Raw genomic sequence first — 21,935 nt, 5'->3', positions numbered from 1 at the left:
TGCTGCGCGAATATGCGGGCTGACATGATGTGGGAACACGCAGCGAGCGTGGCGTGCCAGGGGAGCAGAAGTGAGCAACGACGACGGACGGACCGAGCGGTTCGACAACAATCGCAGCGGGGGCGAGGACGGCTCGGCCGACAGCCTGACCGCGCCTCGAAAGAGCCGCACCGGCTGGATCGTCGGCGGGGTGCTCGCGGCGGTCGTCGTCGTCGGAGGGATCGTGACCGCTTCACTCCTCGGAGCCTCGAACAGCGGCGGCGATGCTGCAGGCGCGGGCGCGCCGAGCGCTGTGGCAACGGAGACGGCTCAGACGCCCGGTACGTCGCAGACACCCGGGCCCGCCGCATCCGCTCAGCCGACCGACGACGCGAGCGGTGCCGTGGACCAGGTGGCTGTGCCGACCGACTGTGAGGCCATCTACACGCCGCAGCAGTGGAGCGAGCTCTCGAATGCGACCGACCTGCCGTTCAATCACCCGGGAGTGGTCTCTGACGAACGCTTGACGATGTACGACGATGTGAACGCGCTTCTCGAAGCGAATGACAAGCTTGCGTGCTCCTGGGGCGGGCCGAGTGAGTACGGAATCCAGACGTGGGTAGTCCAGGTGACGCCCGAGGAGAGCGCCGAAGCGGTGCGAGCTCTCGAGGCCAACGGCTCTGAGTGTGGCGATCAGTTGGGTGGAATCCGGTGCACGCAAGAGTTCCGCGACGACGAAGCTGGAACAGGTGTCGCGGGTTACTCGCACGTGTTGCGAGGGAATCTCTGGATCGCGACCCACTGGGTCAACGTGGCGCCGGAGAACTACAGCGAAGGCATCGTCGAGACGCTGTTCTCGTAACCGCACGGGTTCCCGCGCTCGGGACGGCGCAGGTCGCGGCCCAGCTCGGTGCAGCTTGGCTGGGTAAGGTGAAGGCATCGTGAACCGAGGAGATCGACCGTGACCGCAGACAGTGCAGCCCCCACGCCGAACGACCGCGTGCGTCGCCGCAACATCACGCTCGCCATCGCCGCGGGCATCGTGTTGATCGTCGTGCTGGTGGCCGGTGTCCTGGTCGGTATGCAGGGGCTCGGAGGCACGAACGCCGGTGGGTCGGATGGGGGAGCGGGCGGTTCGAGCTCCGGCGCAGGTGGTTCGAGCGAAACGGCGCGGCCGCAGCCCAGCGAGTCCGCGGCCGCCGCGCCCGTGATCACCGGACCGAATCCGCAGAGCTGCGACCAGGTCTACAGCACCCGCATGTTCGCCACGCTCGAAGCGGGCGGCCCGCTGAACGACGAAACCATCGCCGAAGAACCCGCGAGCTCGACACCCGCCGTCGCGGCGCTGCTCGCCGACCTGCCCGGTCTGCGCTGCAGCTGGGGTGAGGCCGGCGAATTCGCCATCATCACCGAGGTCAAGCAGGTCACCGCCGAACAGTCCGCGGCCGCCCTGGCCGCCCTGCGCGCGGCCGACTTCTCCTGCTACGCCGAGGCGGGTGGCACGCGCTGTGTCGTGCAGGACGACTCCGAGGGCGGATCGTCTGGGCAGTCGCATTTCCTGCGGGAGAACGTCTGGCTCGCGACCGACTGGCTGAACTGGCCGCAGGCCGGCTACACGGCCGATATGGTCCGCACGCTCTGGGGCTGAAAAAAGTCGCTCGGCCCAGGAATGAGCGGGGGTGCGCGCGCGTTGCAGCACGAGGTCGAGCTTTCCGAGCCGGTCGTGCCGAGGCCTGGTGCGACGACACGGCGGAGGCTGCCGTAACACCGCGACATCGAGTCGCGGGGGCGGTTCGGGCCACGTAACTTGTGCTGAGGCATCCGCTGGTCGTTGCGGGTGCGAACGAGAGGAAACATCCCCATGTCGTCACGTCGTATTTTCGCCGCAGTGGCCGCCGGTGCGCTCGCCCTCGGGCTGAGCGCGTGCTCGTCGGGTGGAGCAGACTCGGGTTCGGGCAGCACAGAGCCCACGAGCCTCGAGCAGATCAAGGATGCCGGCTCGATCGTCGTCGGAACCGAGGGCACCTACCGCCCGTTCAGCTACCACGAGGGTGGCGCTGGCGACCTCACGGGCTACGACGTCGAGGTCGTGACCGCCGTGGCCGACAAGCTGGGCGTCGACGTGAAGTTCGAAGAGACCCAGTGGGACGGCATCTTCGCCGGCCTCGAGGCTGGCCGCTTCGACATCATCGCGAACCAGGTGTCGATCAACGACGAGCGCGAAGAGAAGTACACCATGACCGAGCCTTACACGATCTCGCCCGGTGTGGTCATCGTCGCCAAGGACAACAACGACATCTCGTCGCTCGACGACCTGTCCGGCAAGACCACGGCTCAGTCGCTCACGAGCAACTGGCACGATGTGGCCACCACGGCCGGTGCCAACGTCGAAGACGTCGAAGGATGGGCGCAGGCCGTCGAGCTGCTGCAGCAGGGCCGCGTCGACGCCACCGTCAACGACAAGCTCACCTACCTCGACTACCTGAAGCAGCAGCCGGATGCGGGCATCAAGGTCGCCGCCGAGCTCGACGACGTGTCGCGCAACGCCTTCGCCCTGAAGAAGGGCAGCGACGACCTGGCCGACGCCATCAACAAGGCCCTCGACGACCTGCGCGCCGACGGCACGCTCGCCGAGATCTCTGAGAAGTACTTCGGCAGCGACGTCAGCCAGTAAGCACGAACGGAGCGCTCGGCCTGGCCGGGCGCTCCTGCCACACACCGCTCGGCTGGGCCGGCCGCCGGACACGGGCGCGGAGGGCAGACTGTTCACACCCAGAGAGGCGCGCTCGTTCAGAGCGACGTCGCGGCGGGCGAAGAGTCATCTCGAGCGCAAGCCCGGTGCGACGTGCAGCCGCGGCTGCGAGGATAGACCGATCGGGGCTTTTCGCCCAGCGTGTGATCAACGAGCGAAAGAAGAGAGGCGAGGCATCCGATGGACAATCTCGAGCTCTTCTGGACCTCGCTCTGGCCGATCGTCTCGGGCGCCATCATGGGCACCATCCCGCTCGCGCTCGTCTCGTTCGTCGTGGGCCTCGTGCTCGCCCTCGGCGTTGCCCTCATGCGGCTGTCGAAGAACCGCCTGCTCTCGGGCATCGCGCGCGTCTACATCTCGATCATCCGCGGCACGCCCCTGCTCGTTCAGCTGTTCGTGATCTTCTACGGACTGCCGTCCCTCGGCATCAAGCTCGACCCGTGGCCGAGCGCCATCATCGCGTTCTCGCTCAACGTGGGCGGCTATGCGGCCGAAGTCATCCGCGCGGCCATCCTGTCGGTGCCGAAGGGGCAGTGGGAGGCCGGGTACATGCTCGGCATGTCACCCGCCAAGACCCTGCGCCGCGTGATCCTGCCGCAAGCCGCGCGCGTGTCGGTGCCGCCCCTGTCGAATACGTTCATCAGCCTGGTGAAAGACACTTCGCTGGCCTCGCTGATCCTCGTCACCGAGCTGTTCAGGCAGGCCCAGCGCATCGCCGCGTTCAGCCAAGAGTTCATGCTGCTCTACCTCGAAGCGGCCCTCGTCTACTGGATCATCTGCATGGCCCTGTCGACCGGCCAGAACGTTCTCGAGAAGAGGTTGGACCGCTATGTCGCACACTGAGCCGGCCCGGCGCCCCGGGCAAGTGAGCCAACCTCTGCTGCGTGTCTCGGGTCTCGAGAAGCGTTTCGGCGAGAACCGCGTGCTGCGCGGTGTCGACCTGGATGTCGCGCGTGGCCAGGTGCTGGCGCTCATCGGTCCGTCGGGCTCGGGTAAGACGACGCTGCTGCGATCGCTCAACGGCCTCGAACGCCCCGAAGCGGGTGTGCTCGAGATCGGGTCCGACGTGCGCGTGGACTTCGCCGACCGCGACATCCGCCAGGGTGTGCTGGCCGCGCGCAACCGCACGTCCATGGTCTTCCAGCACTACAACCTCTTCCCCCACCGCACGGTGCTCGAAAACGTGATCGAGGGCCCCGTGCAGGTGCAGCGGATGTCGAAGCAACAGGCAACGGCAGAAGCACTCGTGCTGCTCGACCGCGTGGGCCTGGCGGACAAACGCGACTCCTACCCGTTCGAGCTCTCGGGCGGCCAGCAGCAGAGAGTCGGAATCGTGCGAGCCCTCGCCATGAAACCCGATCTGCTGCTCTTCGACGAGCCCACGTCGGCGCTCGACCCCGAGCTCGTCGGCGAGGTGCTCGCCGTCATCGCCGAGCTCGCCTCCGAGGGCTGGACCATGGTCGTCGTCACCCACGAACTCGCGTTCGCGCGGGAGGTCGCCGACGAGGTCGTGTTCCTCGACGGTGGCGTGATCGTCGAGCGCGGGGCGCCGCGACAGGTGTTCCAGTCGCCGCGTGAAGAGCGGACCAAGCAGTTCCTGCGGCGCATCCTGCACCCCTTCGGCAGCGACGACCCGGTCGCCGACGCATAAATCGCCTCGCGGCGCCACCTCGTGCGACCCGCCCGCGCCCGGCAGTAGAGTGGGCGCCACGCGGGCCCGGCCCGGAACAGCGAGGAGCACGACATGGCGACGAACGAGCACGACGCACAGAACGACCGCGGCAACCACGACGTGAACGGTGAGCAGCAGCCCCCCGTGACACAGCCGCAGCCGGGCGAACAGTATGTCGTCGACTACGACGCCGTGCCCGCCGAAGAGGACCGCACCGTGCGTGAAACCGAGATGTACGATCCCGTCGTCGACGAGCAGGCCGCAGCGGGCACCGCTGGCGGCGCGCGGTCGGGCGATGCGCATGACGCGCACGCCGACTCGAGCCCGGCCGCACCTGTCGTGCCCGTTGAGTCACACGAGGAGACGCACGAAACTCACGAGTCGCCCCGGGCGACGCAGGCGGACGCGACCGACAACCTGAGCGCATCCGATCACGACGCCGCGGCTTCGCACACGGGACACGACGGCACGCTCGACGCCGACCGTGCCTCCGACGCGCGCGTGCGCGACGAGGACACGCGCGACCACAGCTTCGCCCCGGCCGCCGCGGGTGTCGCCGGAACCGCGGGTGCCGCATCCGTCGCTGCCGCGCGCCACGACGACACGCGTCGCGACAACGACTCGCGCGCCGACCGCACAGGCGACGCCGACCGCGCCGCGAACACCGACAACACCGCGACCGCCGCGCACATCGACGGCGACCTCACCGACCGCGAGCGTGCCGCCATCCGCGACGAGCGCGGCACGACGACCACGACCGCGCACACGGTCAACGACGAGGAGCGCCGCTCCATCCAGGTGCAGGCCCCGACCACGCCCGTGAAGCGCAGCAACCGCGGCTTCGGCATCGGCGTCATGCTGCTCTCGAGCCTCGTCTTCGCGGCCATCTATGGCGCGATCATCTACCTCGTCACCTTCTTCTTCCTCGACCCGTCCGTCGACGACGGCACGCAGGGCGTCCTCCAGGCCCTCGGAACACCCGTCTTCTGGGTGCCCGTGCTCGTCTACCTGGTGGCTTGCATCCTCTGGGTTCTCATCGTGAACCGGGCCGGCGGATGGCTGCACGTGCTCTTCGGCCTCATCGTCGGTGTCCTCGCCTACGCGAGCGTCGTGGCCGTGCTGTCGGTCACGGCCTCGCTCGCCGAATCGCGCCCCGAGGACTTCACGGACTTCGTCTTCCGCTCGCTCATCGACTCGCGCGCGCTGCTGGCCTTCATCGTCGCCCGTGAGCTTCCGATCTGGTTCGGAGCCTGGGTGGGTCGCCGCGGACGCAAGCTGCGCGAACAGCACGCCGAGGCGCGCCGCGTCTACGACGACGAGTTGGCGGCGCAGAGCGACCGCTCACGGGTAGGGTAAGACCGTCCCGGGGTGAGACATGCCGCCGGGCCTGCCCGGTGAAAGGTACGACACCCCATGCGACTGAAGCTCACTCTTGCGCGATCCTCGGGCAGCACTGAAGACATCGTCGTCACGACCGATGCCGCCGCCACCATCGCCGAGGTGGCGGCGACGATCGCCCGCGTCGACCCGGCGTCACCGTTCCAGGCGGACGGCAACGCCGGCCCGAGTGTTGGTGCCGGGGCTCCCGCATCCGGTCTCGTGGACGACGCCCTGCCCGATCTCACCCTGCAGGCGGCGCTGCCCGGGCACAGCGAGTGGCTCACGCTGCCCCCCGATGCCCCCGTGGGTGAAGCCTGGATCGGCTCGGGCGCTACGGTCGCGCTGACCGAGGCCGGCCGCTACTTCTCGCCCGCCAAAACGGGCAACGCGCCCACGCTCGCGACGCTCGAGATCCTGACGGGATCGGAAAAGGGCCGCACCCTGTCGCTCAGCGAGGGCAGCGTGACGATCGGCCGCGAAGACGTGTGCGACATCGTTCTCGACGACCGCATGGTCTCGAAGAAGCACGTGCGGCTCGAGGTCGGCGACGGCGTCGATGTGATCGACCTGGGCTCGGCGAACGGCGTCGAGGTGGATGGCGGCATCGTCACGCGCCTGCACGTGCGCGACGTCGACACCATCCTGCTCGGCGAGACCGAACTGCGCATCCGCGTGCACGAGAGCGTGGCGGGTGCCGGCGCGCCCAAGGCCGGGCCCATCTTCTTCAACCGGTCGCCCCGCGTCGAGCGCCGCTATGCCGGGCAGGAGTTCGCAGCGCCCGAGGTGCCGGCCGAGAAAGAGAACCAGCCGTTCCCGTTGCTGGCCATGCTCACGCCCATGCTGCTCGGCGGGGCCATGTTCCTCATCACGAAGAACCCCATCTCGCTGCTCTTCGTGGCCATGACGCCCATGATGCTCATCGGCAACTACCTCACCACGCGCACGCGCGACAAGCGCCGCCTGAAGAAGGCCATCGCGCAGTTCGACACGCATCTCGAAGACCTCGACGAACGCTTGCAGCGCGAAGCCATCATCGAGCGCGAGATCCGGCTCGCCGAAGCGCCATCGACGGGGGAGGCGCTCGAGCAGGCCATGCGCCGCGGACCGGCCCTCTGGACGCGTCGCCCCGAGCACTGGGCGTTCCTCAACGTGCGCCTCGGCGTCGGTTCGATGCGTTCGCGCAACTCGATCAAGACGAGCGAACGCGGCGATCTGCTGCCCAAATTCCAGGAACGCCTCGACGCCCTCATCGAGAAGACCGCGTTCGTGCCGGGCGTGCCCCTCATCGACAACCTCTACGACTCCGGCGCGCTCGGCGTCGCCGGAAAGGGGGCCGCGGCGGCGGGTGCGCTCAACAGCATCCTTGTGCAGTTGACGGCCCTGCACTCGCCCGGCGAGATGGCGGTCGCTGCCCTCGTGAGCCCCGCCTGGTCCGAACGCCTGACCTGGCTGAAGTGGATGCCGCACACCTCGTCGCCGCAGAGCCCCATCGAGGGCATCCACCTCGCCGACGGCGCCTCGAGTGCCGCTGCCCTGCTCTCGGAGCTCGAGGGTCTCGTGCAGCAGCGCGCGGCGGACAAGCGCAAGGCCGCGAAACGTGGAGCCCTGCGCATCGACCGCGCCGCCATCGAACGCGGTGCGGATGTCGGCGATGGTCAGGACGACGGCGTCGATGCGCCCCTGCCCGCCGTCGTCGTCATCATCTCGGACGACGTGTCGGTCGACCGCGCGCGCCTCGTGCAGCTTGCGGAACAGGCCGCGGATGTCGGCATCTACCCGATCTGGGTCGCCGACGACGTGCCCGCGCTGCCCGCCGTCTGCCGCACCTACCTGTCGCTGCCGAACGGCGACGAGAACGCCGTCGTGGGGCTCGTGCGCCTGGGTGAGACTGTCGACGACGCCGTGACCGAGCTGATCGACGAGACGGTCGCGCTCGACTACGCCAAGCGCCTCGCATCCGTCATCGATGCGGGCGCCATCGCGGCCGACTCGAGCGACCTGCCGCGCTCGGTGTCGATGGTGAGCCTGCTCGGGCACGAACTCGTCGAACAGAGCGAGGCCGTGATCGACCGGTGGCGCCAGAACAACTCGATCCACGACAGGCGCCCCGGCGTCGAGCCGAAGAAGCGCCGTGCCGGCAAGCTGCGTGCGACGGTCGGATCGGCCGGTGTCGAAGCCATGCACCTCGACCTGCGCACGCAGGGCCCGCACGCCCTCGTGGGTGGCACGACGGGTGCCGGCAAGAGCGAGTTCCTGCAGGCCTGGGTGCTCGGCATGGCCGCCGAGTACAGCCCCGACCGCGTCACGTTCCTCTTCGTCGACTACAAGGGTGGTTCGGCCTTCGCCGATTGCGTCACGTTGCCGCACTGCGTGGGTCTCGTGACCGACCTGAGCCCCCACCTCGTGCGCCGCGCCCTGACCAGCCTGCGCGCCGAACTGCACTTCCGCGAGCACCTCCTCAACCGCAAGAAGGCGAAAGACCTTCTCGAATTGGAGAAGCGCGGCGACCCAGACAGCCCGCCGGCGCTCGTGCTCGTGATCGACGAGTTCGCCGCCCTCGTGGGCGAGGTGCCCGAGTTCGTCGACGGTGTCGTCGACATCGCCCAGCGCGGACGTTCGCTCGGCATCCACCTCATCATGGCCACGCAGCGACCCGCCGGCGTGATCAAGGACAACCTGCGCGCCAACACCAACCTCCGCGTGGCCCTCCGCATGGCCGATGAGAGCGATAGCCAAGACGTCGTGGGCGTGAAGGATGCCGCGCACTTCGACCCGGCCATCCCGGGCCGCGGCCTCGCCAAGACAGGCCCCGGCCGTCTGCGCACCTTCCAGTCGGGCTATGCCGGCGGATGGACGGCGCGCGAGCCCGAGCGTCCGGGCATCGAGGTCTCCGAGCTGCGCTTCGGCGCCGAGAACCGCTGGGAGGAGGCGCGTCGCACCGACGTGGACGAGAACCGTGACCTCGGGCCCACCGACCAGCAGCGGCTCGTCACCTCGATCATCCAGGCGTCGTCATCCGCCGCCATCCCCGCGCCCCGCCGCCCCTGGCTCGACGAACTCGCCAAGGTGTACGACCTCGGCAAGCTGCGGCAGCGCAGCGACGCCGAACTACTCCTCGGGGTGACCGACCTGCCCGACTCGCAGCAGCAGAAGCCCGCCTACTTCCGCCCTGACCTCGACGGCCACCTGGTCGTCTATGGCACGGGTGGAACGGGCAAGAGCACGGTTTTGCGCACGATCGCCACGGCCGCGGCCATCACGCCGCGCGGCGGACCCGTCGAGGTCTACGGCCTCGACTTCGGCGCCGGCAGCCTGCGCATGCTCGAGACGCTGCCCCACGTGGGGTCGATCATCAACGGCGACGACAACGAACGCGTCGTCCGGCTCATGCGCTACCTCAAACAGCAGCTCGAATCGCGCGCGCCCCGCTTCGCCGAGGCCAACGCGGCGTCGATCGTCGACTACCGGCGGCTGGCGAACAAACCCGAGGAGCCGCGCATCCTGCTGCTCATCGACGGGTTCCCCGCGTTCCGGGCCGACTACGAGGTTCCCTCGGGCCGCACGCAGTGGTACGGGGTGTTCCAGGACATCATCGCCGACGGGCGCCAGCTCGGCATCCACGTGGCGTTCACGGCCGACCGCCCGGGTTCGGTGCCCGGCTCGGTGTCGTCGAGCGTGCAGGGTCGCGTCGTGCTGAGGCTCGCGGATGACGGGGGCTACGGCCTGCTCGACGTGCCCAACGACATCCTGAGCGCCGCGTCGCCTGCCGGTCGAGCCATCGTCGAGGGCGAGGAGACCCAGATCGCGGTGCTCGGCGGAACCCCCGTGCTCGCCGAACAGTCGCAGGCAACCGCCGCGCTCGCCGCCGCCATGACGCGCGCGGGTGTGAAACCCGTGCCGCCCGTGCGATCGCTGCCGCGCGAATACCCCGTCGACGATCTGCCGGCCACCGTCAACGGCCTGCCCGTCGTGGGCATCGGCGACGAGAACCTCGGGCCGGTGGGGCTCGAAGCGGCCGGAACGTTCCTCGTGTCGGGGCCGCCCGCATCCGGTCGGTCGAACGCCCTGCGCGCGCTCGCCGCCACGCTGCGACGCGCGAGCGACGACACCCGCCTCTACTACGTCGGCAACAAGCGCTCGCCGCTCGCCAGCGACCCCGCATTCGTCGCCACGGCGACCACCATCGAGCAGGCCGCCGAACTGGCGAAAGACCTGAGCGCGGCCATGTCCGACGAGGACACCGAGGGACGCATCGTCGTGATCATCGAGCAGCTCGCCGACTTCCTGCAGACCTCGGCCGACAACCCGCTCGTCGACATGATCCGCACGGCCAAGCGCAGCGACCACCTCGTCATCGGCGAGGCGGAGTCGAGCTCGTGGACCAGCTCCTGGCCGCTGCTCGGCGAGTTCAAGAACGCGCGCCGGGGCCTGTTGCTGCAGCCCGAGACCATGGACGGCGAAGTCATCGTGAAGACATCCCTGCCTCGGATGACGCGCGCCGAGTTCCCGGAGGGCCGCGGCGTGATGGTGGCGTCGGGCAAGTTCCAGCGCGTGCAGATGCCACTTGCCTAGGCGGTAGCGAGGAGGGGGAGTGGCATGGGGAGTGCTCCCCATCGACGCCGCCGAATGCATTCGTTAGGTTTCATATAGACGGTGACGCAGAACCCACCGGCATCCATAACTTGACATCAGTACCACCCCGTTTTCACCCACAAAAGGAGCAACATCATGGCAAACCTCAACGTAACCTACGGTGACCTCAAGACCGCTGCCGGCCAGCTGTTGACCGGTAAGGGCGCCCTCGAGGACAAGCTCAACGAGCTGCAGCGTCTGGTCGGCGACCTGGTGTCGTCGGGCTTCGTCACCGACGCGGCGTCGGGTGCTTTCCACGACTCCTACACGCAGTTCACGACCGGTGCCACGCAGGCTGTTTCGGGCATCCAGGGTCTGTCCGACTACCTGAACAAGGCTGCCGACGCTCTGCAGAACACCGACCAGGAGCTGGCCAACGCCATCAAGGGCTAACACCCTCGGCGGGGTGTGGGTGACAGAGCCCGCGCCCCGCCATCCCTCTGTTCACCCACAGTCGTCGCCACCACATCGAAGGACACATCATGGCGGATTTGAAAATTCGTTCGGACACACTGGATGACGCGGTATCGAGCATGTCGACCGCCATCACGGCTTTCGAAGATTCCGAATCGTTCGCGTCGGATCTCGCCGAATCGGTCGGCGACGACAAGCTGCGCGAAACCGTCGAGAACTTCGGCAACAAGTGGAACAAGAAGCGCGAGGAGATGATCGCCTCGGCGACCACCCTGCGCGACACCCTCAAAGCCATCAACGATGCCTTCACCGAGGCAGATGCCGAGCTGGCCAAGGCCCTCGATGCCCCGCCCGAGAACGCGCCCGCACCGACACCCCACGGCCCCACGGCATACTGAACGCGGTTGAGAGAAGATCATGAGTAGAGACCTGAAGCCGATCCCCGGTGACCCCGACGTGATCGAGGCGCGCGCCGCGACTTACCGTGGCGTGGCCGACGCCATCAAGACGGCCAACGAGAAGCTCACCCGCGTGGCGAGCCTCTCCGATGTGACGTCGAAGGCCATCGACGCGGTGCGGGAGGACGCCTCCAAGGTTGCGGAGTCCATCGACAACGCGGAAGTGCGTTACCGCGGCACCGCCGACGCGCTCGCCGAGTATGCCCCGCTGCTGCGCCAGTACCAGGCCGACGCCGACAAGGCCATCCTCGATGCAGCTGGCGCTGCCGAAGCGGCCGAGAACCAGCGCGCCCGCCAAGACGAGTATGCCCAGAAGGCGGCGACGCCCGGACCCGACCAGGCCAGCGACCAGAAGTGGGCCGACTTCTTCCGAGACCAGGCCGAAACGAAGGACGCCAGCGCCGCCAGCGCCCAGGCCGCCTACGACACGGCCTATGAGAACTGGAAGGCCGCCGCCGAGGCCGCGCGGTCGAAGATCGACACGGCCATCGAAGAGAGCAAGCTCAACAACTCGGGCTGGGACAACTTCGTCGACGTGGTCAAGACCATCGGTGAGATCGCCGGCGTGCTCGCCATCTTCCTCTCCTGGGTGCCGATCCTCGGCCAGATCCTCGTGGCCATCGCCATCATCTCGTCGCTCGTCGCCGTGATCGACGCGATCATGAATCTCGTCAACGGCACCGGAACCTGGGGTGACCTCGCATTCGCGGTCGTCGGCCTCGTGCTCGCGGTCGTCGCCCCCGGCATCATGAAGATCCTCGGCAAGGCGATGAAGGCCTCCAACCTCGCTAAGCCGCTCGCGACGATCAGCAAGTCGAAGTTCAAGGGCCTCACGGGGGTCTCGAAGTCGAGCGCGGCGAAGCTGGCCCGCCAGCAGAACATCACGTGGAAGGATGCCTTCACGAGCACGTTCAAACCGCTCTCGAAGTCGCACTTCACCCCGTCGGGCTTCGCCTCGCAGGCCAAGACCAACTTCGCCGAGTACGCCGCGAACCCGCTCGGCCTCAAGTCGCCCGACATCTACGCGGACATGGTGCGCAACGGCGGTGCCATTCCCAAAACGCTGACGGTATCGTTGGCGGTTATGGAATACCGCGGCCTCGCCGGCAAGTTCGAAACCCTGACGAACAACCCCTTCGACCCCAACGACCAGAAGGTGACGCTCAAGCCCGAGTCGATCCTGCAGCAGGCGTCCAAGGGTGAGGCGCCCGTGCTGGTGCCCTCTCGATGAGCGGGTTCACCGAGATCGAGACGTACCGCTTCGACGTTCCGGCGGAGTGGTACGCGCTCGACCTCACCGAAGCCGTTTCGCCACGACAGGTCGCTCAGGACATCCTGGATGACGTGGGCCACGCCGACGATGTCAACGTGCCGCTGTTTCGAGACGACGTCACGGGCCTCGTCGAGCGACTGCGTCAGGAGAGCGACGGCCTGACCTCGGCCGCCGTGCTCGTGCGCACCGAAGGCGGCCTCCGAGTGGGGGCGCTCGTGGTGCACGCCGTGCGCGACCTCGACGAGGACGACACCCCCGAGTCCTACGAGCAGTTCGCTCGCCAAGCTCTCGCTGCGGGCCAACCGGGTCAGCAGAACCTGGCTGTGCAGTCATGGCAACTCGAATGCGCCGCCGGGCCCGCCGTCGGAGTGGTGCACGTGCTGTCGGCCCGCGAACCGGGCGAAGCAGATGCGTGGGTCGAGGAGCGCGCGGTCTATGCCGTCTTCGTCGAAGGCACTCGGCAACTCGTCCAATTCACGTTCACGACTGCCGACTTCGGCACATTCGAGGACATGCCGTCCGAGACGTGGAGTATCGCTTCCACGGTGTCGGTCGAATTGAAGGAGAACGCATGACGCAGGCATTCGGTTCGGAGTCGGCGAAGTTCACGATCGTGCTTCCAGGCACGTGGGCCAACATCCCGCTGCATGATCCGGCCGAGACCGAGCGCTCCGTGCGGGCCTTGGTCAAGAAGCAGGTCGGCCGAGATGACCGGTTCGCCCGGGTGCGTCGCGACGCCAAGAACCAGCTCATGGAGCTGGCCGAGAACGCGTCCGCCACCGACATCCTGGGCCTTTCGCTGTGGCTCGAGCTCGTGCCGGGAATGCCATTCCCCGGCTCGCTGACCGTCGACGTGGTCGAGCGTCCGGATGACAGCGACGAGAGCGTGCTGCCCGCCGACAACAATGAACTTGCCCTGTTCCTCGGGCGCGTGTTCCCCGAGGCCACCGTGCTCGACGCCGGCCCCGGCCCCACGGCGCGCACGGCCTATGTCACGTCGGTGCGCGCGGGCGAGAACGAGATTCCGCACCTCAAGATCACGTATGTCGTGCCCGACCCGGGAGCCCAGCGCATGCTGCGTTTCCTCGTCGATCTGCCTACGGTGGATCGCACCGAGAACTACGTCGACCTGTTCGATCTCGTCATCGACTCGGTGCGCCTGACGTCGGCGGAGACGTCGGCCCCTTCGGTGCAGACATCCGCGGCGGCCGAAACGGCAGAACAGGCCGCTCTGTGACACGGGGTGTCGCCATCGCCTATGCCGTCGGCGCGTTCTTCGCGCTCCTGACGGTCGGCCTCTTCCTCTGGACCACGACGACGTGGTGGAACGAAGGGTCCGTCTACGACCTCCCTGGCGGCAGCTTCTGGACGCAGAACAGCATCATCGGCCTCGAGTTCTTGTTCCTCGTTCTCGGCACGGCAGCCATCCTGATGGCCGAGTTCTCGCGGCAGGGCATCAAGACCGAAGCGGGCGGCCCGCTGGGGTTCGGCACGAACCGTGTCGATGTCTCGCGGCGCAGCTACGTCTCGCGTGTCCTGTGGATGCTGGTGCCGCTCCTTTCCTGGGCCGCGATCGTCTTCGTGCCCCTTTGGGCGTCTGCGACGGGCGACCCGTACGAGACACCCGAATACGGCTCGCCCGAGAGCATGTGGTACGTCATCGGCGCGAACGCCGTGCTCGCCGCCGGCGCGTTCGGGGTCATGGTCGCGTCGTTCGTCAAAGCGCTGTTTTATGACCGCGCGGCCCGTCTCGGACGCCTCGACGTCGCGAAGAAGGGCCCACGCAAGGGGCTTCCGGTTCAGCCGGCCCGCGGTGAGGCGCTCTTCGCTCTGCTGTCCTACCAGGCCAGGCTCGAACTCGTGTTCGCGTTCCTCGCGGTCGGCACGTTCGGTCTGCTGCCTTATGCCTTCGCCGATCCCGACGGCGTCCCTAGTTATGTGACGCCGCTCATGATCGGCGCGGCTCTCGCCCTGGTCGTGGCGCTGGTCATCGCGGCGAACTCGTGGCGCTCGGGCCGCAGGCTCACGGCGGCCGAGTCGCTCGTGGGTGGCGTCGCCCCCACCTCGAACTGAGGCGAATTCGACCTTCCGGGTCGGCCCGCTGGATCGTTCTCCCCAGGCTGGATGACCGAAAGTTGTCCACATGGGGAGGGGTACCCATCGCCTTCCGCCGACGGCCTTGTTAGTTTGAATGCGTAAGGTCGATCCAGTGGGGATGGCCGAGACCGATTGGACACATCATGGCAAACCTGAACGTAACCTACGGTGACCTGAAGACCGCTGCCGGCCAGCTGTCGACCGGTAAGGGCGCCCTCGAGGACAAGCTCAACGAGCTGCAGCGTCTGGTCGGCGACCTGGTGTCGTCGGGCTTCGTCACCGACGCGGCGTCGGGTGCTTTCCACGACTCCTACACGCAGTTCACGACCGGTGCCACGCAGGCTGTCTCGGGCATCCAGGGTCTGTCCGACTACCTGAACAAGGCTGCCGACGCTCTGCAGAACACCGACCAGGAGCTGGCCAACGCCATCAAGGGCTAACACCCCGCCTCGCTGTGAGGCAAGCTCTACTCCCGGACTCCCGGCCCCCGTTTAGGGGGTCGGGAGTCCTCCTTTTGGAGGACAGACACGCCGTAAACGCGCAAAACGTACCCTAATTGGGGGTAATACTCCCTGCCGCGCGCGCGGGTGAATGTGGTTGTCTGACGGAGAAGGCTGGGTGCAGTGAAGTGGTCGAGCGACACGAGCATCCCGGGCGAAGGCGCGCGGTAGTCGTGCCGACATCCGTGTCTGCGTCCAGCCGGGGACACCGTCAGATATGCCCGAACGCACCACCGGGCCTAGGGGAGAGAGTGCCACGTGTCGCACGCGGGCGAATCGAGGGGGCTGTCACGGTCGACCCTGCGGTTCGCGCTTCCCGATTTCGGCAGCCCTGAGCTCAGCCTCCACGGCGTGCGAGCAACCCTCACCGAGTCCCTCGCCGCCGCCGCGAGAGCCAGCGGCCGCGGCATCGCTCGGGTGTTGCGTCACCCCCGAACGGTTGCGCTGCCGACCCTGATCGCGGTCGCCAGCCTCGGCGCGGGAGTCGGCGTCTCACGGGCCGACGCGATCGCCCTCGCCGGAGAGCAGGTGGCCGCATCGCTCTTCGCCGACATCAACGTGTTGACGGGTGAAGGAGCAGGGGTGTTCTCGTGGGTGTCCGCCAACGGGGGAGCCCTGCTCGGTTCCTCTGCCATGACCCTGTTCGGCCCCGCGGGTCTCGCCCTCGTCGGCGCCAGCATCGTCCAGCCCGTTGCCGAAGGTGGCGGTGTGCACAGCGCCACCGCATTCGGTGCCACCCGCATCGCCGCCGCGATGGTGTCGATCGGCTCACTTCTCGGCGCATTCGGCGACGCCGGGACGGGCCAGAGCGGCACGGCGCCCTCGGTGGCGCTCCTCCCCGTTCTTGATCGCGCACTCGTCGACGCCAACCTGCAGGGCGTGTTCCCCGGCATCGCCGGCCTGGCCAGTGCTGCGTCCGCGGCGGTCACGGCTGCTGCGGCCGGCCCGACCGGGTTCACGTCGGTCGTCTCCGCGTCGACGGTCGCGTCGACCGCGTCTGAAGCATCGACCTCGCCGGCGGCCGAAATCGTCTCGCCGATCGCGGCCACCCCGCAGCCGGCATCCGACTTCGGGTCGCTCTTTACCGTGCAGCAGGAGATCGACCTGCGCGGGGGCACCTCGTTCGCCGACATCCGCATCACCCGGCTCGACTCGGGGGCGTGGACCGTGCAGATCCCCTCCACCCAGGGCAGCTTCATCGACCCCATGGCGGCGAGCCACCCCAACGATGTCGTCGCCGATGTCGTGGCCATGTCGGGCGCACAGACGGCGCTCGGCCGCGCGGTCACGGCTGCCATGACCGAGGCGGGGATCACGGCCACCGATCACGTGATGATGGTGGGCTTCAGCCTCGGCGGCATCACGGCTGCGCAGCTCGTCTCCGACCCCGACTTCCCCTTCACCGTCACGCACATCCTCACGGCGGGGGCGCCCATCGCGGGCTTCGCCATTCCCGAGACGGTCTCGGTGCTGTCGCTCGAATTGACGCAGGATGCCGTGCCCAAACTCGACGGCCGCTCGAACCCCAGCCGCGCAACGTGGTCGACGCTCGAGGGCGACGCGCCCCGGCTCGAGGGCGAGACCGCGGCACCCGGCATCGCAGGCGCCCACAACACCCTGCGCTACGCGGCCTTCGCGCGGCAGCTGGTCGCGAACGACGATGCGACCGTCGGCGCCTTCACCGCGTCGGCAGCGCCGTTCCTCACCGGCATGGGCACGAGCGCCGACTACGCCGTCGTCCGCTGACGCAGGCAGAGGTGAGGCGCATGGAGAGAAGTCCCCATCGCGTCGGCCCGCCAAACCCCTAGGCTGAGGGGGTGATGGCCCGAGAATCCACGATCGCCTCAGCGAAGCGCATCGTCACCGTGACGGTGACCGGTGTCAGCGACACGGGCTGCGTGCGCGAGATCAATGAAGACAGTTTCTTCGCCCAAGCCCCGATCTTCGCGGTCGCCGACGGCATGGGCGGGCACACGCGGGGGGACCTGGCGAGTCGGGCCGTCGTCGAGTCGTTGGCTCACAGCATCCGCCCCGGTGTCGCGACCAGTCCCGAAGCCGTTTTCACCGCGCTGACGGCCGCCAACGCCCAGATCGCGTCGTGGTCCGAAGAGGTCGGCATTGCCGGCACGACCGTGGCCGGGCTCGCCCTCGTCACCCTCTCGGCACAAACCGACCTGCACTGGATGGCTTTCAACATCGGCGACTCCCGTGTCTACCTGCTCGACGACGGCGAGTTCGAGCAGATCACGGTCGACCATTCGGCCGTGCAAGAGCTGCTCGATCAGGGTCGCATCACCTCGGACGAAGCCGAGCGGCATCCCGAACGCAACGTCGTCACGCGCGCCGTGGGGGTCGATGCCGATGCCGATGCCGACGTCTGGCTGCTGCCCACGTCGGGTCAACAAACGTTCCTTATCTGTTCAGACGGCCTCACACGTGAGGTCTCCGACGACAAGATCCGCTCCGTGCTGGCCACCAATGCCGACGATCCTGCGGGCGAATTGCTGCGCTTGGCGATCGAGAACGGCGCCCGCGACAACGTGACCGTGCTGGTGGTGCGAGCGACGACGCTCGACCCCACGCCGCCGGGCCCGGGATATCATGAAAATCGGTCACTCGGTTATCTCGAGAAGACCCTTCCGAGGCTTTAGGGGACACGATGACGGGGTATCTCTACACGCCTGGATCGGCGGGCGACTGGTTGGTCGTCGCAGCGACCGGGCGACTGCTGTTGGCGCGCATCGACGGCGACGCCGCGCGCGCGGAACGCTGCCTGGCGGTGCTCGACGCGGGCACGTCGGTGTCGAACCTCGTCGACATCCTGTCCTCTCAGGGGCTCGAGTCGACGGGGCCATTCGCTCTGCTGTTCTGGGTCGACGGCGACATGGGCGGCAAGGGCCTCGGCGTGATCGTGCGTGGCACGCCCGAGGTCACCGTGCACAGTGACGGTGGCGACGTGCGCGTCGTGGCCGGCGGTTTCATGACCTGGAGCGAGCAGCTGGTCGACGGCGCGACGGGGTTCACGGTCGAGACGGGCGCCGCAACCGATGGCGCCGCAGCAGCGAGCGGCGCAGCGACATCCCCTCTCGATCTGCCATTCACCGGGGGAGCCGTCTGGGCGACGTCGGTGGCCACGGATGCCGCAGCCTCCGCGCTCTCGGGCGCTCGCGGGGCCGAAGCCGCCGCCCAGGCCGTGGCTCAGCTCTCCGAAGTCGACGACGCCATCGACGGTGCGACCGTCATCGTGCCGACGCGCGCGCGTCGCCGCGAGCAGGTGGCCGCGAACGCCGCGGCCGAGGCGAGCTCATCGACCTCATCGGCCTCATCGACCTCAGCCGAGGAGAGTGCCGCAAGCCCGGCCGAGAGTGCCGCAAGCCCCGCGGAGAGCGCCGCAAACCCTGCCGAGAGTGACGCGAACCTGGCCGAGAGCGCCGACTCCGATGTGCCGGCAACCCCCGTCGAGGAGACCCGCGTCTTCCACACGACGACGGCGAGCTCGGCGGCCAACACCGCCAGCCCTGCCGGCCCCGCCTCTGACGCCGACAGCTACGACTACCTCTTCGGTGCCACCATCTTCCGCCCGGTCGGTCAGGCCGCCGTCGCCGAGGAGGACGAGGAGGACGGCGAAGCCACGGGCTCTCCCGCCTCGGCAAGCGTCCCCGCATCCTCGACAGCCACGGCCGCAACGCCCACGGTCGCAGCCGGCGACCACGACGGCAGCACGGTGTTCTCGACCGACATCCGCCAGGCCCGCGAGGAGAGCCGCGCCCGCGCCGGCGCATCCGCAGCGGACGCCCCGGGCGCCGATTCCGACGCCCACCGCTCCGGCGGCTACGTGCTCGTGCTGCCCGACGGCCGCTCGCAAGAACTCAACGCCCCCGTCATCATCGGCCGTGCGCCGAGCGTCTCCAACGTTCCCGCCTCGGTGCTTCCGCACCTGATCACGCTGAGCGCCGACGACATCTCGCGCAATCACGTGCGCATCGCGGTGGAGGGCGGCACCGTCGTCGTCACCGACCTGCTGTCGTCGAACGGCACCCAGGTGATCCAGCCGGGCAAGCCCCCGCTGTCGTTGCGCGGCGGCGAACCGACGCCCGTGATCGTGGGCACGGTCGTCGACCTCGGCAGCGGCATCACCCTGACGATTGCGGAGGCATAGTGCCGCAGCGTCCCGTCGCCGCCCCGCCGCGGCTCGCCGGCCTGGTCTATGACCGCGTGCTCGGTTCCGGCGGTTTCAGCGACGTCTACCTCTACCAGCAGGAGTTGCCCCGCCGCCTCGTGGCCGTGAAGGTTCTGGCGGCCGAGGAAACGACCGACGAGTCCCGTCGCGCGTTCGTGGCCGAGGCCAACCTGATGGCGCAGCTCTCGGCGCACCCCTACATCGTCACGATCTACAACGCCGCCGTGACCGACGACGGCCGCCCCTACTTCGTCATGGAGTACTGCGCGGGCCCCTCCCTCGCCGAACAATACAAACGAGCGAAGTTCAGTGTCGTCGACGCCCTCCGCACGGGGGTGCGCGTGTCGAGCGCCGTCGCAACCGCCCACGCCGCCGGCATCCTGCACCGCGACATCAAGCCGGCGAACGTGCTCACGAATGCATACGGATGGCCCGCGCTCGCCGACTTCGGCATCTCCTCGGCCGTCGACACCGAGTTGCCCGCCCACGAGGCCGCCGATGCCGTGAATGCACCGCAGGGCGCCACGTCGACGGGCACGGTGGGCATGAGCATCCCGTGGTGCCCGCCCGAGCTCTTCGAAGAACGCCCGCAGCCGGATGTCCGCAGCGATGTGTTCTCGCTCGCCGCCACGATCTATACGCTGCTCGCCGGCCACACCCCCTTCGAGGTGCCCGGCAAACCCAACGGCACGGTCGACCTGATCGGGCGCATCGAGCGCGGCACGATCACGCCCCTCAACCGCACCGACGTTCCACGTTCGCTCGTCGCCGTGCTCAACAAGGGCATGGCCGTCGACCGGTCGAACCGCTACGCCACGGCCGTCGACTTCGCGCGTGCCCTGCAGCGGGTCGAGATGGAGCTGTCCTACTCGCCGACGCCCATCGACGTTCCCAACCTGATCGTCGAACAGCGGCCGGATGACTCGCAGCAGGAGAACGGCGACGCCACGCGCATTCGCCAGGTGTCGACCATCGAGGCGCAGCCCGAGGACCGCCCGCGCACCCCCGCATCGGCGGCACCGTCAGCTCCCGCGGCGCCGACCCCCACCCCCACACCCGCCGCCGACCCCACGGTCATCCGCGGCGTCACGCCGGTCGACGCGCAGCCCGCGGAGGCGACCCCCGCCGCCGGTCGGGCACCGGTCTCGCGCACCGCCGAGCCGAAGCGTCCGCGCATCACGCCCGGTGATATGCCCGCGGCCCCCGCACCCGGAACCCCCGGCGCAGGAACCCCCGATGCGCCCGCGCGTCCCCTCGGCGAGAACACCGTCCTCCGCCCGCGCGTCATCGCCGAGCCCGGCGTCGCCGCCGACACGGATTCTGGCCAGGCCTCGGGCGGCGGCGCCGACCCCGACGCGACCCGCGCCCCCCGCAAGCGCTGGCCGATCTGGGCCGCCGCCGGCACAGCGGTCGTGCTCGCCGCCGCCGTCACGGCAGCCATCGTCCTCGCCCCGCCGGCCCAGGGCCCGGCCAAACCCACGCCAGAGGCCTCGAGCGATATCGACACGGTCGGCATCCCGAGCCCCGTCGCCGGTGCGATCACGCCCAACGGCGACGCCACGGCGCTCACCTTCACGTGGTCGAACCCCGACGGCGAAGAGGGCGACCGTTACGTCTGGCAGCGCACCGACGGCCCCGCCACCGACCCCATCTCGACGCCCAACACCGAGGCCGTCATCGAGGGCGTCCAGCCGGGCCAGACGGTGTGCATCGAGGTCAGCATCAACCGCGGCGGAAAACTGTCGCTCGAACCCACGGAGATGTGTAGCTGATGAAGCCGCCGCGTATCGAATTCGTGGGGGAGTGGTACGACCTCACGCCCGACCAGCCCTTCTTCGTCGGCCGCGAATCCGACCTGATCATCGACGAGAACCCGTTCCTGCACCGCCGGTTCCTGTCGATCTCGAGCGAGAACGGCCTGTGGTGGCTGTCCAACGTGGGCAACCTCCTCTCGGCCACCGTCACCGACACCACCGGGCAGGTGCAGGCCTGGTTGGCTCCCGGTGCCCGCCTGCCCATCGTGTTCCCGCAGCTCATGGTCATGTTCAGCGCCGGGTCGACCACGTATGAGTTCACCATCCACTCCGAGGCCGAGTTCTTCGGCACCTCGTCGCTGACGACCATGCAGGCCGGCACGACGACGGTCGGTCCCGTGCACCTGACCACCTCGCAGCGGCTGCTGATCGTGGCGCTGGCCGAGAACGTGCTGCGGCAGACATCCCCGGGTCGTGGCGAGATCCCGGCGTCGTCAGAGGCGGCGGCGCGACTCGGATGGACGCAGACCGCGTTCAATCGCAAGCTCGACAACGTCTGCGACAAGCTCGACCGCATCGGCGTGCGCGGGCTGCGCGGAGGCCGCGGAAAACTGGCGACCGGCCGCCGGGCTCGCCTCGTCGAGTACGCGGTTTCGAGCCGCCTGGTCGACGCCGAAGACCTCGTGCTACTCGACCGACCACAGCAGGACAACCCCTGATGCGGGGGCCACAGAAGTGCGTGCTAACTTAAGTGAGCTGATGTGGCCTTTTCGGGTGTCATCACATTGGGCACACATGATTCGATACGCGAGTGAATATCTCCTTGGGCGGGGCGAACGAATAT

At 68.4% G+C, this 21,935-nt stretch carries 19 protein-coding genes; all 19 read left to right on the top strand.

The window, feature by feature from the left end; all coding sequences use genetic code 11:
- Positions 1-70 precede the first annotated feature (70 nt).
- The 19 genes from ACZ6IE_RS11625 to ACZ6IE_RS11535 all read left to right on the top strand — a co-directional run bounded on the left by ACZ6IE_RS11625 (position 71) and on the right by ACZ6IE_RS11535 (position 21,810).
- Positions 71-841, top strand: coding sequence for a hypothetical protein (locus ACZ6IE_RS11625; protein ID WP_464608068.1), 771 nt, complete (start codon positions 71-73; stop codon positions 839-841).
- A 99-nt stretch (positions 842-940) separates the two neighbouring features.
- The gene (locus ACZ6IE_RS11620) at positions 941-1,627 is read left to right on the top strand and encodes a hypothetical protein (RefSeq protein WP_464608067.1); all 687 of its coding nucleotides are present in this window, start codon (positions 941-943) and stop codon (positions 1,625-1,627) included.
- A gap of 213 nt (positions 1,628-1,840) precedes the next feature.
- A complete protein-coding gene (locus ACZ6IE_RS11615) occupies positions 1,841-2,653 on the top strand; it encodes an amino acid ABC transporter substrate-binding protein (RefSeq protein ID WP_464608066.1) in 813 nt (270 codons plus the stop codon).
- 258 nt (positions 2,654-2,911) lie between these two features.
- Complete coding sequence (locus ACZ6IE_RS11610) at positions 2,912-3,574, top strand: amino acid ABC transporter permease (RefSeq protein WP_464608065.1); 663 nt, start codon at positions 2,912-2,914, stop codon at positions 3,572-3,574.
- Positions 3,561-4,382, top strand: a complete 822-nt coding sequence (locus ACZ6IE_RS11605; RefSeq protein ID WP_464608064.1) for an amino acid ABC transporter ATP-binding protein — start codon at positions 3,561-3,563, stop codon at positions 4,380-4,382. The genes ACZ6IE_RS11610 and ACZ6IE_RS11605 overlap by 14 nt, the downstream gene beginning before the upstream one ends.
- Positions 4,383-4,475: 93 nt before the next feature.
- Entirely contained in the window at positions 4,476-5,759 is a 1,284-nt protein-coding gene (locus ACZ6IE_RS11600; protein ID WP_464608063.1) for a hypothetical protein, read from the top strand.
- 57 nt (positions 5,760-5,816) lie between these two features.
- Positions 5,817-10,355, top strand: a complete 4,539-nt coding sequence (locus ACZ6IE_RS11595; protein WP_464608062.1) for an FtsK/SpoIIIE domain-containing protein — start codon at positions 5,817-5,819, stop codon at positions 10,353-10,355.
- 156 nt (positions 10,356-10,511) lie between these two features.
- Positions 10,512-10,808, top strand: coding sequence for a WXG100 family type VII secretion target (locus tag ACZ6IE_RS11590; RefSeq protein ID WP_464608061.1), 297 nt, complete (start codon positions 10,512-10,514; stop codon positions 10,806-10,808).
- 89 nt (positions 10,809-10,897) lie between these two features.
- Entirely contained in the window at positions 10,898-11,227 is a 330-nt protein-coding gene (locus tag ACZ6IE_RS11585; protein ID WP_464608060.1) for a hypothetical protein, read from the top strand.
- A gap of 19 nt (positions 11,228-11,246) precedes the next feature.
- Entirely contained in the window at positions 11,247-12,518 is a 1,272-nt protein-coding gene (locus ACZ6IE_RS11580; protein ID WP_464608059.1) for a hypothetical protein, read from the top strand.
- Positions 12,515-13,135, top strand: a complete 621-nt coding sequence (locus tag ACZ6IE_RS11575) for a hypothetical protein (protein WP_464608058.1) — start codon at positions 12,515-12,517, stop codon at positions 13,133-13,135. The genes ACZ6IE_RS11580 and ACZ6IE_RS11575 overlap by 4 nt, the downstream gene beginning before the upstream one ends.
- Entirely contained in the window at positions 13,132-13,797 is a 666-nt protein-coding gene (locus ACZ6IE_RS11570; RefSeq protein WP_464608057.1) for a hypothetical protein, read from the top strand. The genes ACZ6IE_RS11575 and ACZ6IE_RS11570 overlap by 4 nt, the downstream gene beginning before the upstream one ends.
- Positions 13,794-14,633: a hypothetical protein gene (locus ACZ6IE_RS11565; protein ID WP_464608056.1), complete on the top strand. Its 840-nt coding sequence runs from the start codon at positions 13,794-13,796 to the stop codon at positions 14,631-14,633. Before ACZ6IE_RS11570 ends, ACZ6IE_RS11565 begins: the two co-directional genes overlap by 4 nt.
- Positions 14,634-14,800: 167 nt before the next feature.
- Entirely contained in the window at positions 14,801-15,097 is a 297-nt protein-coding gene (locus ACZ6IE_RS11560; protein WP_077055063.1) for a WXG100 family type VII secretion target, read from the top strand.
- Between the two features lie 411 nt (positions 15,098-15,508).
- Positions 15,509-16,903: a hypothetical protein gene (locus ACZ6IE_RS11555; protein WP_464608055.1), complete on the top strand. Its 1,395-nt coding sequence runs from the start codon at positions 15,509-15,511 to the stop codon at positions 16,901-16,903.
- Between the two features lie 74 nt (positions 16,904-16,977).
- Positions 16,978-17,808 carry a PP2C family protein-serine/threonine phosphatase gene (locus tag ACZ6IE_RS11550; protein ID WP_077055065.1) on the top strand — a complete coding sequence of 277 codons (831 nt, stop codon included), beginning with the start codon at positions 16,978-16,980 and terminating at the stop codon, positions 17,806-17,808.
- Positions 17,809-17,816: 8 nt separating this feature from the next.
- Positions 17,817-19,316, top strand: a complete 1,500-nt coding sequence (locus ACZ6IE_RS11545) for an FHA domain-containing protein (protein ID WP_464608054.1) — start codon at positions 17,817-17,819, stop codon at positions 19,314-19,316.
- Positions 19,316-21,109, top strand: a complete 1,794-nt coding sequence (locus ACZ6IE_RS11540; RefSeq protein WP_464608053.1) for a serine/threonine-protein kinase — start codon at positions 19,316-19,318, stop codon at positions 21,107-21,109. The genes ACZ6IE_RS11545 and ACZ6IE_RS11540 overlap by 1 nt, the downstream gene beginning before the upstream one ends.
- The gene (locus ACZ6IE_RS11535) at positions 21,109-21,810 is read left to right on the top strand and encodes a hypothetical protein (RefSeq protein WP_464608052.1); all 702 of its coding nucleotides are present in this window, start codon (positions 21,109-21,111) and stop codon (positions 21,808-21,810) included. Before ACZ6IE_RS11540 ends, ACZ6IE_RS11535 begins: the two co-directional genes overlap by 1 nt.
- The last annotated feature ends 125 nt before the right edge of the window (positions 21,811-21,935 follow it).

The sequence above is a fragment of the Okibacterium sp. AC114 genome (genome assembly GCF_979253355.1).
The sequence above is the reverse complement of the archived record's forward strand: the minus strand, read 5'-3'. Positions and strand labels throughout refer to the sequence as shown.

What these genes read in the sequence shown, in the direction of transcription:
- ACZ6IE_RS11595 (WP_464608062.1), top strand. Translation starts at nt 5,817, where the DNA reads ATGCGACTGAAGCTCACTCTTGCGCGATCCTCGGGCAGCACTGAAGAC.
- ACZ6IE_RS11585 (WP_464608060.1), top strand. Translation starts at nt 10,898, where the DNA reads ATGGCGGATTTGAAAATTCGTTCGGACACACTGGATGACGCGGTATCG.
- ACZ6IE_RS11560 (WP_077055063.1), top strand. Translation starts at nt 14,801, where the DNA reads ATGGCAAACCTGAACGTAACCTACGGTGACCTGAAGACCGCTGCCGGC.
- ACZ6IE_RS11605 (WP_464608064.1), top strand. Translation starts at nt 3,561, where the DNA reads ATGTCGCACACTGAGCCGGCCCGGCGCCCCGGGCAAGTGAGCCAACCT.
- ACZ6IE_RS11615 (WP_464608066.1), top strand. Translation starts at nt 1,841, where the DNA reads ATGTCGTCACGTCGTATTTTCGCCGCAGTGGCCGCCGGTGCGCTCGCC.
- ACZ6IE_RS11610 (WP_464608065.1), top strand. Translation starts at nt 2,912, where the DNA reads ATGGACAATCTCGAGCTCTTCTGGACCTCGCTCTGGCCGATCGTCTCG.
- ACZ6IE_RS11590 (WP_464608061.1), top strand. Translation starts at nt 10,512, where the DNA reads ATGGCAAACCTCAACGTAACCTACGGTGACCTCAAGACCGCTGCCGGC.
- ACZ6IE_RS11535 (WP_464608052.1), top strand. Translation starts at nt 21,109, where the DNA reads ATGAAGCCGCCGCGTATCGAATTCGTGGGGGAGTGGTACGACCTCACG.
- ACZ6IE_RS11600 (WP_464608063.1), top strand. Translation starts at nt 4,476, where the DNA reads ATGGCGACGAACGAGCACGACGCACAGAACGACCGCGGCAACCACGAC.
- ACZ6IE_RS11570 (WP_464608057.1), top strand. Translation starts at nt 13,132, where the DNA reads ATGACGCAGGCATTCGGTTCGGAGTCGGCGAAGTTCACGATCGTGCTT.
- ACZ6IE_RS11575 (WP_464608058.1), top strand. Translation starts at nt 12,515, where the DNA reads ATGAGCGGGTTCACCGAGATCGAGACGTACCGCTTCGACGTTCCGGCG.
- ACZ6IE_RS11550 (WP_077055065.1), top strand. Translation starts at nt 16,978, where the DNA reads ATGGCCCGAGAATCCACGATCGCCTCAGCGAAGCGCATCGTCACCGTG.
- ACZ6IE_RS11580 (WP_464608059.1), top strand. Translation starts at nt 11,247, where the DNA reads ATGAGTAGAGACCTGAAGCCGATCCCCGGTGACCCCGACGTGATCGAG.
- ACZ6IE_RS11545 (WP_464608054.1), top strand. Translation starts at nt 17,817, where the DNA reads ATGACGGGGTATCTCTACACGCCTGGATCGGCGGGCGACTGGTTGGTC.